This is a genomic window from Jannaschia maritima, assembly GCF_030973515.1.
In the GTDB taxonomy this organism is placed as follows: Bacteria; Pseudomonadota; Alphaproteobacteria; order Rhodobacterales; family Rhodobacteraceae; genus Jannaschia; species Jannaschia maritima.
The window spans coordinates 96,230-108,703 of sequence record NZ_JARGZA010000004.1; the positions used below are offsets into that span (position 1 = coordinate 96,230).

Genomic DNA, 12,474 nt, shown 5'->3' on the forward strand with positions numbered 1-12,474 from the left:
GACCTCTTCACGATCTGTTCCGCGACGTTCCGAAATCCGGGTTTGACCTGCGAATCACCGACCTGCTAGTAACGGGCAACGGCGCGGATTGAGCCGTTAAAACCGATAAAAAACAACACGGTAGCAGGCAGGCGAATATGCGTGGCCGCGTCATTTCCGATGCGTCGCGCAGCAGGCATTCGGGCGGCGGAACGCGGTTCCTCCGCCCGATCCGTGGTTTTGGCGCCCCCCTCCCGCGCATCGCTTGACACGTCCCCGCGCCGTCCTTATCCGGCCCGCTCACATTGGTGTTGGCGGCCCCCGCGAGGGGATGCCTGTCGGCCCCGGATCGCATCCGGGGCAAAGGACAACGCCCTTCACGCGCCCTCCGGGGTGCCGTCATCGAAGGAGAACAGCGGTGAGCAAACGCACCTCTGCCAAGTACAAGATCGACCGCCGGATGGGCGAGAACATCTGGGGCCGTCCGAAGTCCCCGGTGAACCGCCGCGAGTACGGCCCCGGCCAGCATGGGCAGCGCCGCAAGGGCAAGATGTCCGACTTCGGGCTGCAGCTGCGCGCCAAGCAGAAGCTGAAGGGCTATTACGGCGACCTGACCGAGAAGCAGTTCCGCCGCATCTATGCCGAAGCGGTCCGCCTGCGCGGCGATACCGGCGAGCAGCTGATCGGATTGCTGGAGCGTCGGCTCGACGCGGTCGTGTACCGCGCCAAGTTCGTGGCGACGATCTTCGCGGCCCGGCAATTCGTGAACCACGGCCACGTGACGGTGAACGGCAAGCCGGTGAACATTCCGTCCTATCGGGTAAAGGAAGGCGACGTCATCGCCGTGCGCGACAAGTCCAAGCAGCTCGCGGTGGTCATGGAGGCCAGTCAGCTGGCCGAACGCGACGTCCCCGACTACGTCGAGGTGGACCACGGCAAGATGACCGCCTCGTTCGTGCGCACGCCGGGCCTGTCCGACGTCCCCTATGCCGTGATGATGGAGCCGAACCTCGTCATCGAATACTACGCGCAGAACTGATCGCCGCCGTCGCGCGGGGATGCGGGGCCGTCCTTCGGGGCGGCCCCGTCGCGTTCGTGGCCCTCTCAGCGGCGCGGCTCGACGAGGCGGCCCAACCGTTGCAGCAGGGCACTTACCCCGGACGGCGCGGCATCGCGGGGCGCGGGCTGCGCCGCGGCGGCTGCCGCCGGGCGGCCCGCCACCCACACTTCGACCAGTCCCGTCCGCGGCGAGGGGCGATAATCCGTGAAGTCGCGCAGGGGAACGTCCAGGGCCGCCGCGGCGGCGGCGGCACCTGGCCTGTCCGCCGCATGGTAGAACCGCATGTGCGTGTCCCGGATCCGGAATTCGACCGCGACGGGGTCCGCGGCAGCCCATCCCGCCGCACGCAGCGCGTCGGCCACCTCGTTCCGCGCCGCGCGGGGAACGCCGGACGGGACGTGGACGACCAGGTCCACGGACAGCCGCAGCATCAGGTCGGGCGCGGGAGGCGGCCCGTACACCTCCGGCGGCCCGATGAATGCATCCCCTCCGGACATGCGCGCCGTCGGGGGAACGGGGGGCCCGGTGGGCGGGGCGATGTCGGCCGGGACCGCAGGGGCCGCGGCGATGTCGATCGGGGCGATGGGACCGCCAGCCGGGGCCGATGCGGCGACGGGGGCCGGTATCGCCGGGGGCGCGGAAAGGATCGCCGGCGCCGGCGGCGCCAGCAGCGTCACGACGGCCACCGGCTCGACCTCCCCGTCGACCCATTCGGAAAGGACGACGCCGATCGCGATCCCGGTGCCGACCAATGCAATGGCCGCCACGCCGCCTGCGACCCAAGGCCATGCGGCCCGGGCCGACCGGTGGTCCGAGGCGGCCGCGGACGGGCCCGCCGGTCCCACGGCCCGGATCGGCGTCACCGACCCAGGCTCCGATCGGCGGGTTTCCGCCCGCTGGGCCAGGACCTTCGCACGCTGCACGCGGGCCGCGGCCAAACGCCGTTCCCAAGCCGCTTCGTCGTAGGGCAGCGATCGGTCGGTCCCGTGTTCGATGGAACGCTTCACGTCCGTCAAGGCAACCCACCCCCCGATAGGGCCGAACCATGCCCCGACATCCCCAAGCGGCCGGAACCGAGGTCGGGATTCCCTGACTTCCCCGACGATGGCAGCGTGCATATGCCGGAGGGTACAGGGATCGCAGGGGATTTTCCACGATGATGCACGATGTGCCGCGCCGCCGCCTGCGCCGTCGTCTCGCCCAGGCCCGTCCACCGGAACAAGGCGCGGCGGCGGGCCCTTCGATCCCGGGGGCGATGATGCGCTTGGCCGAGAACCGCCTCGACCTGATGGTCGATCCGATCCAGTGCCGGTCGTTCGATGACGGGACCGTGACCGCATGCCGGGCCATCGATCGCCGCGGCGACCTGCTGTGGGTCGTCTGGCACCCGGATCACCCGCATGGATATCCGTCGCGGCGCGAACATGCCGCCAGCGCGGTGGCGGAGGCGACGCAGGCCTGGAAGCGCCGGCGCGCGATCCGTCACGACTGGACGCACGTGAAAGCCCTGGCCCGCGACCTGCGCTGGGGTCGAACGGCCTTCGACGTCACGCGGGAGGACGCGGCCGAAGCGCCCTTGGCCGACGCGGGGATCGACGCCTTCCTGGCGCACCTGGGTCTGGGCGGCGCACGGCGAGTGCCAGGCTGGTTCTTGGCGTGGTTGATGCCGTTCGAGCCACGCATCGGGTATGTCCTCCATACGGCGGAGCGGCGCACGGCCACGGCCGGGGAACCCGATCCGACCCCCGTCTAACGGTTCGCCGCGGGTGTGACGGCGTCGGGCAGGCCCATCTCGGACGTATCGAGCACGTAGTGATACGCCCATTCGCGGATGCGGCTTACCAAGTCGCGCCGCTCCCCGTCGGGCAGATAGGGCAGGTCCTCCAGGATGGTGGCCGTTGCGGTCCATACCGATCCACCGCGTGCCTGCGCGGCCCGGGCATGGCGAAGCACGGCCACGGGGGTCTGCCGATCGGCGCGGGGCGCCCCGTACCACAACGCCAGGGGGGCCGCGTGCAGGCCCGCGACCAGTTCCGCCAACCGGTCCCGCGCTTCGCCCGGCGGGGCGGCGCCCACCTCGGACAGCACCGCGAAGGTACGGCCCTGCTGCACCGTCTGACGCACCGACAGCAGGAAGCTGACGGACATGGTCAACACGACCATCCCGTTCACCCCCACCAACGTATCGACGATGCCCCACCCCGCGGTGGCAGGCGTGGTGCGCGCGCCACCCAGCGTCGACAACAGATGCCCGGCATGGGACGCGTGATCGGCGACCGTCGGCTCCGCGCCGGGGTCGGACAGGTCGATCGACGGGTCCCCCGAAGCGAAGACCAGCGTCCAGCCCAGCCACGTCCCAAGGATCCAGTAGAGCGCCACGGCCGACATCACCGCGACGCCGGACGCCCGCGTCAGCACCCGCGCGGCCCCCATCCCGGGGATCAGCTTCAACAAGCCGAAGGTGCAGCGCCCCATCCAATAGGTCGGCGTGCGCAGTGCCGTCGCCGCGACCGTGGTCACGAGCAGGTCGACCGTGACGACGATCAGAACGGCGGTCCCGCAGAGCAGAAGAACGATGTCCATGGGGTTCCGTCCGGGTGACGACGGCGACGCTGCCATCCCCGGGGTAACGCCTGGGCGATTCGCCGAGTTCCGCGTCGGACCGCGTCGCACCCCGGGCCCGCGGCCCCGATCGGCGGCGCGCGGGCGGTGGACATGCCCCCCACCCGGGCGTAGCCGACGACCATGCGCATCGTGCCCCTGTCCGACGCGAAGCACCTGCCCGTCTGGCAGCGCCCCGCCGCCCTGCTGATGCTGATGGCCTTCGCGATGCCGATGGCCTTCGCGACCTGGTCGGCGCTCCTGAACAACTTCACCGTGGAGGTGGCCGGCTTCGACGGCAGCGATATCGGCTGGCTCCATTCGGTGCGCGAGGTGCCTGGCTTCCTGGCCGTCGGCGTCATCGCCATCATCGTGTTCGTGCGCGAACAGGTTCTGGCGCTGTCGAACCTGATCCTGCTTGGCGTGGCGACGGCGCTGACCGCGCAGTTCCCGTCGCTCGCGGGTCTGCTGACCGTCACCGTCCTGTCGTCCATCGGCTTCCACTACTACGAGACGGTGAACCAGTCGCTGCAACTGCAATGGCTGCCCAAGGACCGGGCCCCCGCGATGCTGGGCATCCTGCTGGCCGTGGGCTCGGGGGCGACGCTGCTGGCCTACGGTGCGGTGGTGGCGACGTGGCGGGCGTTCGACCTGTCCTACGACACGGTCTATTGGGCGGCGGGCGGCTTCACTGCATTCGTCGCCGTCTTCGCGCTGCTGGCCTATCCGCAGTTCGAAAGCCCCCATCCGCAGATCAAGAGGATGGTGCTGCGGCGGCGGTACTGGCTGTATTACGCGCTGCAGTTCATGTCGGGCGCGCGGCGGCAGATCTTCGTCGTGTTCGCGGCCTTCATGATGGTCGAACGCTATGGCCTGCGGGTGGACCAAGTCACGGCGCTGTTCATGGTGACCCTGGCCATCAACATGGTCGCGGCCCCCCTGATCGGCCGTGCCGTGGGGCGGTTCGGCGAACGCGCCGCGCTGGTGGTGGAGTATTCCGGCCTGCTGGGCGTGTTCGTGTTGTATGCCGGCCTGTACGCCTTCGATTGGGGCGTTTGGACGGCCTGCATCCTCTATGTCGCGAACCACCTGTTCTTCAGCCTGGCGCTGGCGATCAAGACCTACTTCCAGAAGATCGCCGATCCGGGCGACATCGCCCCCACGGCGGCGGTGGCGTTCACGATCAACCACATCGCGGCCGTGTTCCTGCCCGCCACGCTGGGATACCTGTGGCTGTCCTCGCCCGCGACCGTGTTCGCCCTGGCTGCCTGCATGGCCGGCGTGTCGCTTGGCCTGTCGCTCCTGGTGCCGCGCCTCCCCCGGCCGGGCGCGGAGACGGTGATGGCCCGCCCCTCCCCAACCGCGCCGGGCGACCCCATATCCGTGGCGACGCGATAGCAGCCCAATCCGGAGGACGCCCCATGTTCCTGTTCCAGCGCAAGAAGGCCGAGATGGTGTCGAAGGACGACGCCCTGCCCGGCCGCGACGCCCCCATCCCCACCGCGGAGACGCACCACGTCTTCGGGCACCCTCTGTCGAACGAAGTGCCCGACGGCATGGCGGAAGCGATGTTCGGCATGGGCTGCTTCTGGGGCGTGGAACGCATGTTCTGGAAGCTGCCTGGCGTCCACATGACGCTGGTGGGCTATGCGGGGGGTTACACGCCCAACCCCACCTACGAGGAGGTCTGCTCCGGCCGGACGGGCCATAACGAGGTCGTGCGCGTCATCCACGACCCGGACGTCGTGTCCTACGACGACCTGCTCAAGGTGTTCTGGGAAGGCCACGACCCCACGCAGGGGATGCGGCAGGGCAACGATGTGGGCACGCAGTACCGCAGCGGGATCTACACGTACTCCCCCGAGCAGCGCGCCGCCGCGGAGCGGACCAAGGCCGCGTTCGAGAAGCGGCTGCGGTCGGCGGGCTTCGGCGCGGTGACGACCGAGATCGTCGACGCGCCCGCATTCTATCACGCGGAAGGGTATCATCAGCAGTACCTGTCCAAGAACCCGGGCGGCTATTGCGGCATCGGCGGGACCGGCGTGACCTGTCCCGTGGGGGTGGACGCCTGATCGCTGGTGCGATGGACGCGGCGGCGGTCGAACGGCTGTTCACCCGCACGGACGGCACCTTCCTGTGCGCGCGGTGGGGTCGGCCCATCGCGCCCGTGGCCTTCGGGGTGGTCGATCGCACCGTCGCCGTGCTGAAGGGCGCGGTGGAGGCGCTGTGCCTTCTGACGAACCACCAGGTGACCGAGACGGACCCCGAACTCGGCGCGAACCTGATGTTCTTCTTCGTGCGATCCTGGGACGAGTTGGCGGACGTGCCGAACCTGGACCGACTGATCCCCGACATGGCGACGCTGCTGGTACGCTTGAAGGACACGGGCGCGAACCAGTACCGTGTCTTTCGCTTCGACGAGGGGGGCGCAATCCGCGCCTGCTTCGCCTTCGTGCGGATGGACGACGTCCTGTCCGACGTTCCCGCCGAGACGCTGGCCTTGAACCAGATGGTCCAGGCTATGCTGGTCTGGTCGGATGCCGCCTTCACCGACGCCTCGCCGCTTGCGATGGCCAACGGCGTGGCGGTGTTGCGGCCCGACGTCGCGGACGTGATGCGGGCGACCTACGACCCCGTGCTGCCCCCGATGTCGCAGGACCCCGCCCATGCCCTGCGCATCGCCGCGCGGCTGGGGCGCGTGCAGTGACACCCCATCGCTGGCCGCTCCGGGTCTATTACGAGGACGTGGACCTGGCGGGGATCGTCTATTACGCGAACTATCTGCGCTTCGTTGAGCGAGCTCGGTCCGAGATGATCCGGGAGGTTGGAATCGATCAAGCCGCGATGCGCCGGGACGGTTCGGTCTTCGCCGTCCGGCGGGTGGAGGCCGATTACCTGCGGCCCGCCCGCTACGATGACGAACTGGTGGTGGAGACGGCGCTGGCGGACGTCATGGGGGCGCGGTTCATGCTGGACCAGACGGTGCTGCGCGACGGCGAACGGCTGTTCGCGGCCCGCGTCCAGATCGTCTGCATCGGGTTGGACGGCCGACCGCGGCGCCTGCCGGATGCGATCACGAGGATGGCGGTGCTGTCTTCTCCATGACTCATCGTGGAGCAATCTAGTGCATCAGGTCCAGTACAGGACCCGCGCCCCCGACAGGTGTGCGTCGATCAACCCCTCCAGCGTCGTGCGCATGTCGCGCATCAGGGCCGCGGGATAGACGTACTTCACGTTCCCGAACTTGCCGAACTTCCGGACGCGCACGGCCTCGTCCATCTCCAGCGTGGTGGCGGGATACCAGCCGGTCAGGATCTCCTTCGATCCGGGCGTGAAGCGATGCGTGATCAACTCGACCGTCAGGTCGGCCCCGTCCGGCAGAGCGGCAGCGGCCTGCGCGAACAGTGCGGCATAGGCCTCCTCCCAGTCCTCCACGGGCATGATGGGCGCGACGGTCAGCCCGACGGGATAGCCCGCCGCGGCCATGCGTCCCAGGGCCGACAGCCGCGCCGCCACGGGCGCGGTCCCGCCCTCCCACCGGCGGGCGACGATGTCCGCGTTGACCGATGCCCGCATCCGGGTGCGGCCGTTGTGGGGCAGGTCCAGCAGGTCGTCCACGTGGTCGTACTTGGTCGTGAACCGCAGGCCCATGTCGCCCTGGGTGCCGAACCGTTCGATCAGCGTCGCGAGGCCGCCGGTCAGATGCTCGATCGCCAGGGGGTCGGTATAGCAGGACGCCTCGAAGGTCGTGCCCTCGTCCGCGCGAGCGTCGGTGGCGGAGGTGATCGTCCCCTGTCCCCGATGGTCCAGCGCGGCCTGCCAGATGGCATTCAGGTTGCTGAAGGCCCGCGTGACGGGTGGCCCCGTCAGCGACCCGGCGAGATAGCAGTACTGGCAATGCGCGGGACATCCCGTCGCCAAATCCAGCCGGAAGTCGGCGGAGGGCGGGATGGGCTGCAGCCGCAGGCTGGAGGGCGGCGCGGTCGTGATCGCGAGCGTGGACTTCGCGCTGCGGTACGTCTGGCGCTCGTCCCCGCCCTTCAATCCCGTCAAACGGGCCGCATGCACGACCTCCGCCCCCAGTTCCGCGCCGACGCGGGCCGCGCGTTCGGCCACGGGGCTTCCGGCGGCCGCCTTCAATATGACGACGCGGCGGGGCCGCCAGAACCGGGCGCGGCGATTCACGGGGGCGTCGGGCTGCGGGTCGGCGCGGCCCGGATCGGTGCGGGGGTCGAGGTGGGGGGACAGATCCATGGGACGCCAACACCGGACCCCCCGGGGGCGCGTTCCCATCGCACGGACAGGGAACGACCGATTCGCGCGGGGCGTTGCCGGTCCGTTAGGAGCTCGACATGCCCAGAGATACCAGCGCCATGGCCGACCCGGAGGAGGCACACGACTATGCGCCGCCCCAATCCCCGGAGGAGGATCATCCGCTGTGGCTGGCGATCAAGATCGGGACCGCGATGTTCCTGGCGGATCTCGTGTGCTCGAACCTGATTGGGTTCTCGTCGCCGACATGGTCGATCATCCTGGCGGCGTACCTGTCCGTGCAGCCCCCGATCGCCGGGCGGGCCAGTGCGGGGCGGCGGCTGCTGGCCATGCTACTGGGCCTGTCGCTCGGGGTGGCGGGGGCCTATGCGAACCAGTTCGTCCCAAACGGCGCGTCCGCCGCGACCTTCGCGGTCATCGGGCTCGTCGGCGGGTACATGGCGTCCAAGGGGGCCGACTACCTGTTCGCCGCGGTCGTGGCGACGGTCATCACCTTCGTCGGCCAGTCCGGCGAGGAGACGGTCTTCGTCGAGGCGATGCAGGCCGGTATCATGATCCTAGTCGGCTGCATCGTCGGGCCGGGCACCGCCTGGACCGTGGAACGGCTGCGGGGCTGGCTGCACGACCGCGGCAGCGGCGTGCCGGGAACCTAGACGGGTCTGGACGGGCCTCGCACGCGACATCCGCGCGCGATGCCCGACACCCCCTCGCCCCCCCCGATTCGATCTGCTAACCTGGCCCGAACAAGACCGGAAAACCGGTCGTCATAGGGCGGGCAGTCCAATGGAAACGGTTGCGTTGACCGGCGTCACGGACGCCGACTTCAGCATGTGGTCGCTGTTCTGGCGAGCCACGATCGTGGTCAAGCTGGTGATGGTCGCGCTGTTCGCGGCGTCGGTGATGGTGTGGGCCGTCTGGCTTCAAAAGGTCGTGCAGTTCCGCGCCGCGCGTCAGCGGGCGGCGAAGTTCGACCGCGCCTTCTGGTCGGGCGACCCCCTGGACGAGCTGTACGACCGGATCGGCGACAAGCCCCGCAGCGCGTCCGAGCGCATCTTCACCGCCGCGATGGGCGAATGGTCGCGCAGCCACCGCGACGACGGCGCGCTGATCGCGGGCACGCAGGCGCGCATCGACCGCACCATGGACGTGGCCATCGCGAAGGAACGCGACCGTCTGACCAGCGGGCTGACCTTCCTCGCGACCGTGGGGTCGGTCGGCCCCTTCGTCGGCCTCTTCGGCACGGTTTGGGGCATCATGCACGCCTTCCAGCAGATCGCCGTATCGCAGAACACGTCGCTCGAAGTCGTGGCGCCGGGCATCGCGGAAGCGCTGCTCGCGACAGGCATCGGCTTGTTCGCGGCCATTCCGGCGGTCGTCTTCTACAACAAGCTGACCCGCGACGCGGGCCGGATCGTCGGCAACTACGAGGCCTTCGCCGACGAGTTCGCCACCATCCTGTCGCGCCAGCTCGACGCGGACGCGGCCTGACCGATGGCTGCGGGCGTCCAACCCCAGGGCGGCGACGCCCCCCGGCGCAGGCGGCGGTCCCAGGCCGGCGGCGCGCCGATGGCCGAGATCAACGTGACCCCCTTCGTGGACGTCATGCTGGTCCTTCTGATCATCTTCATGGTCGCGGCGCCCCTGCTGACCGCGGGCGTGCCCATCCAGTTGCCCGAAACCGCCGCCGCCGCCCTGCCTCAGGAACAGGAGGAGCCGCTCGCCGTCACGGTGGCCGCCGACGGGCGCGTCCTGATCGGCAGCACGGAGGTGCCGCGCGACGAACTCGTGACGCGGTTGGCGGGGATCGCCACCGAACGCAGCAGCGGCAAGGTCTTCCTGCGGGCCGATGGCGGCGTGCCCTACGCGGAGGTGATGGTCGTGATGGGCGCGCTGAACGCGGGCGGGTTCCGCGACATAGGCCTCGTCACGGATCCCGGCGGGCCGCGGCTCGACGACGGTTCCGCGTCCGAGGCGCGGTAGCGATGGAGTTGCGCCGGGCGGTCGCCGTGTCCGGCACGGCGCACGGCGCGGTGGTGCTGTGGGCGCTGGTCGGCGGTTGGTTCGCCGACCCGCCCAACGACGACAACCTGTCCGTGGCGGAAGTCTCGCTCGTGACCCCGGCGGAGTTCGACGCCCTCATCTCGGCCGAACCCGCACCGGTCGAGACGCCGCCCGCCCCGGAACCGCCCGAGGTGGTACCCGATCCCGCCACCCCGCCGGAAGCGGAAGCGCCGCCACCCCGCACGACGCAGCCCCCCGCCCCGGCGGAGGTCGCCAGCGACACGTCGCCCGACCTGTCCGCCGCGACGCCGACGCCCGTGGCGCCACCAGACGACACGCCGCCCGAAGCGCCCACGGCCCCGGCGGAAGCGCCCGACGCCGCCCCGTCCGACACGCCCGCCCCGCGCGAGGCGCCGCGCGTCGCGTCCCAGCCCGCACCCGCCCCGCCCCCCGCGACCGAAGCCGCGCCGCAGGTCCAGGCCCCCGCGGCGCCCTCGCCGGTGGACGACCCCGTGCTCGAGGCGGACATCGCCGCCGCCCCGGAGGAGGCCGCCCCCGTCATCGTCACCGAAGCCGACCGGCCCGCGGCCGCGCCGGAACGCTCCGCCCGCCCCCAGCGCCGCCCGCAGCGCGTCGCGGCGGCCGTGTCCCGCCCCGATCCGGAGCCGGACCCCGAACCGGCGCCCCCGCCCGACCCCGCACCGGCGGAGCCTTCCCCCGCACCGGAGCCGGAGGTCCCGTCCGATCCCTTGGCGGATGCCATCGCGGGGGCGGTGGCCGACGCCATCGCCCAGCCCGACCCCGCACCCGCATCCCCCGCCGGGCCGCCCCTGACGCAGGGGGAGCGCGACGGCCTGCGCATCGCTGTGCAGAATTGCTGGAACGTCGGCGCCATGAGCACGGAGGCCCTGCGCACCCGCGTCACGATCTACATGGAGATGACGCGCGAAGGGCTGCCCCGCAGCGACACCCTGCGCCTGATCGGCTTCGACGGCGGGTCGGAGGCGGCGGCCCAGCAGGCCTACGAGTTCGGGCGCCGCGCGATCCTTCAATGCGGGCGCACGGGCTTCGACCTGCCGCCGGAGAAGTACGACCATTGGCGCGAGATCGAGATGACGTTCGACCCCTCGCAGATGCGGGCGCGGTGACGATGCGTGTTGAGGTTGCCACCATCCGGCGTGATAATGCGCGCCGAAGCGACGCCCCGAGGGGGGCGACTGGGGGAAAGATGCGACGGTTCCTGGCGGCGTGTGCTGCATGCCTTGCGATGTGGGGGGGGCAGGACGCGGCCCTCGCGCAGTCCCCCGGCCCCCTGCGGATCGAGATCACGGACGGGGTCATCGAACCCCTGCCCTTCGCGGTCCCCCCCTTCATCGCGCGCAACGACGCCGCCGCAGGCCTCGCGGTCGACCTGACCCGCGTGGTCGCCGCCGATCTGGCGAACACCGGGCTGTTCCGCGAGATCCCGCAGGACGCCCACGTCGCGCGGATCACCAGCTTCGACGCGCCGGTGGGCTATGCCGACTGGAAGGCGATCGGGGCGCAGGCGCTGATCACCGGGTCGGTGCTGGTCGAACCCGATGGCCGCCTCGTCGTGCAGTTCCGCCTGTTCGACGTCTTCGCCGACGCCCCCCTGGGCGAGGGGCTGCAGTTCGTGGGCACGGCGGAGGGCTGGCGCCGCATGGCGCACAAGGTCGCCGACGCCGCCTACAGCCGCATCACGGGCGAGGATCCGTACTTCGACAGCCGCGTCGTCTTCGTGGCGGAGACGGGGCCGAAGGACGCACGCCTCAAGCGCTTGGCCGTCATGGATTACGACGGGGCGAACGTGCGCTATCTGACGTCGTCGGACGCGCTGGTCTTGGCCCCGCGGTTCAGTCCGGACGGGCAGCGCATCATCTATACCGGCTACGAATCCGGCTTCCCGCGCGTGACGGTGCTGAACGTGGCGGACCTGGCGCGCCGCACCATCGGCACGGACCTGGAGAACATGAGCTTCGCGCCCCGCTTCAGCCCCGACGGGATGCGCGTCGTGTATTCGGCGGAAGTGGCGGGCAACACCGACCTCTACGCGCTGGACCTTTCCACGGGGGGCACGACGCGCCTGACCTCCGCACCGTCGATCGAGACGGCACCGTCCTTCAGCCCCGACGGCACCCGCATCGTGTTCGAAAGCGACCGTTCGGGCGCGCCGCAGCTCTACGTCATGTCGGCCTCGGGCGGGGACGGGCAGCGGATCAGCTTCGGCGAGGGCCGCTACGGCACGCCCGTCTGGTCCCCCAAGGGCGACTACATCGCGTTCACCAAGCAGAACGCTGGCCGGTTCCACATCGGCGTCATGCGCGCGGACGGGGCCGAGGAACGCCTCCTGACCGGCGCCTTCCTGGACGAGGGGCCGACCTGGGCGCCCAACGGCCGGGTGGTCATGTTCACCCGTGAAACGCCGGGCGCCGCGGGCGCGCCCGCGCTCTATTCCGTCGACATCACCGGGCGCAACCTCCAGCGCGCGCCCACCCCCGCCGCCGCATCCGATCCCAATTGGGGTCCCCTGTTGCCGTAAG

14 protein-coding genes are annotated in these 12,474 nt (G+C 70.6%); 11 read left to right on the forward strand and 3 right to left on the reverse strand.

Annotated features, from left to right (window positions below; translation table 11 throughout):
• Positions 1-397 precede the first annotated feature (397 nt).
• On the forward strand, positions 398-1,018 hold the full coding sequence (rpsD, locus tag P0084_RS04765; RefSeq protein WP_308915664.1) for a 30S ribosomal protein S4: 621 nt from the start codon (positions 398-400) through the stop codon (positions 1,016-1,018).
• A 65-nt stretch (positions 1,019-1,083) separates the two neighbouring features.
• Here the strand turns inward: rpsD and P0084_RS04770 are convergent, their stop codons facing one another.
• Positions 1,084-2,046, reverse strand: a complete 963-nt coding sequence (locus P0084_RS04770) for a hypothetical protein (RefSeq protein ID WP_308915665.1) — start codon at positions 2,044-2,046, stop codon at positions 1,084-1,086.
• A gap of 149 nt (positions 2,047-2,195) precedes the next feature.
• On the opposite strand from P0084_RS04770, the gene P0084_RS04775 reads away from it, so the two are divergent.
• Positions 2,196-2,792 (forward strand): hypothetical protein, encoded by a 597-nt coding sequence (locus P0084_RS04775; protein WP_308915666.1) that lies wholly within the window; start codon positions 2,196-2,198, stop codon positions 2,790-2,792.
• Here P0084_RS04775 and P0084_RS04780 read toward each other — a convergent pair.
• On the reverse strand, positions 2,789-3,622 hold the full coding sequence (locus tag P0084_RS04780; protein WP_308915667.1) for a hypothetical protein: 834 nt from the start codon (positions 3,620-3,622) through the stop codon (positions 2,789-2,791). The two genes, P0084_RS04775 and P0084_RS04780, sit on opposite strands and share 4 nt — an antisense overlap.
• Positions 3,623-3,784: 162 nt before the next feature.
• On the opposite strand from P0084_RS04780, the gene P0084_RS04785 reads away from it, so the two are divergent.
• From P0084_RS04785 to ybgC, 4 genes are read left to right on the forward strand one after another with little or no spacing between them, the layout of a single operon-like run.
• Entirely contained in the window at positions 3,785-5,038 is a 1,254-nt protein-coding gene (locus P0084_RS04785) for an MFS transporter (protein WP_308915668.1), read from the forward strand.
• 23 nt (positions 5,039-5,061) lie between these two features.
• On the forward strand, positions 5,062-5,712 hold the full coding sequence (gene msrA, locus P0084_RS04790; RefSeq protein WP_308915669.1) for a peptide-methionine (S)-S-oxide reductase MsrA: 651 nt from the start codon (positions 5,062-5,064) through the stop codon (positions 5,710-5,712).
• Positions 5,713-5,723: 11 nt separating this feature from the next.
• Complete coding sequence (locus tag P0084_RS04795; protein ID WP_308915670.1) at positions 5,724-6,347, forward strand: hypothetical protein; 624 nt, start codon at positions 5,724-5,726, stop codon at positions 6,345-6,347.
• Positions 6,344-6,745 carry a tol-pal system-associated acyl-CoA thioesterase gene (gene ybgC, locus P0084_RS04800; protein WP_308915671.1) on the forward strand — a complete coding sequence of 134 codons (402 nt, stop codon included), beginning with the start codon at positions 6,344-6,346 and terminating at the stop codon, positions 6,743-6,745. Before P0084_RS04795 ends, ybgC begins: the two co-directional genes overlap by 4 nt.
• Before the next feature lie 24 nt (positions 6,746-6,769).
• On the opposite strand, the gene P0084_RS04805 is transcribed toward ybgC, so the two are convergent.
• Positions 6,770-7,894: a spore photoproduct lyase family protein gene (locus tag P0084_RS04805; protein WP_308915672.1), complete on the reverse strand. Its 1,125-nt coding sequence runs from the start codon at positions 7,892-7,894 to the stop codon at positions 6,770-6,772.
• A gap of 98 nt (positions 7,895-7,992) precedes the next feature.
• On the opposite strand from P0084_RS04805, the gene P0084_RS04810 reads away from it, so the two are divergent.
• From P0084_RS04810 to tolB, 5 genes are all read left to right on the forward strand, one after another.
• Positions 7,993-8,565 carry a hypothetical protein gene (locus P0084_RS04810; RefSeq protein WP_308915673.1) on the forward strand — a complete coding sequence of 191 codons (573 nt, stop codon included), beginning with the start codon at positions 7,993-7,995 and terminating at the stop codon, positions 8,563-8,565.
• Positions 8,566-8,695: 130 nt separating this feature from the next.
• Positions 8,696-9,400, forward strand: coding sequence for a protein TolQ (gene tolQ, locus P0084_RS04815; RefSeq protein ID WP_308915674.1), 705 nt, complete (start codon positions 8,696-8,698; stop codon positions 9,398-9,400).
• 3 nt (positions 9,401-9,403) lie between these two features.
• Complete coding sequence (locus P0084_RS04820) at positions 9,404-9,892, forward strand: ExbD/TolR family protein (RefSeq protein ID WP_308915675.1); 489 nt, start codon at positions 9,404-9,406, stop codon at positions 9,890-9,892.
• Positions 9,893-9,894: 2 nt separating this feature from the next.
• A complete protein-coding gene (locus tag P0084_RS04825) occupies positions 9,895-11,061 on the forward strand; it encodes a hypothetical protein (protein WP_308915676.1) in 1,167 nt (388 codons plus the stop codon).
• 80 nt (positions 11,062-11,141) lie between these two features.
• Positions 11,142-12,473: a Tol-Pal system beta propeller repeat protein TolB gene (gene tolB, locus P0084_RS04830; protein ID WP_374213597.1), complete on the forward strand. Its 1,332-nt coding sequence runs from the start codon at positions 11,142-11,144 to the stop codon at positions 12,471-12,473.
• Position 12,474 lies beyond the last annotated feature (1 nt).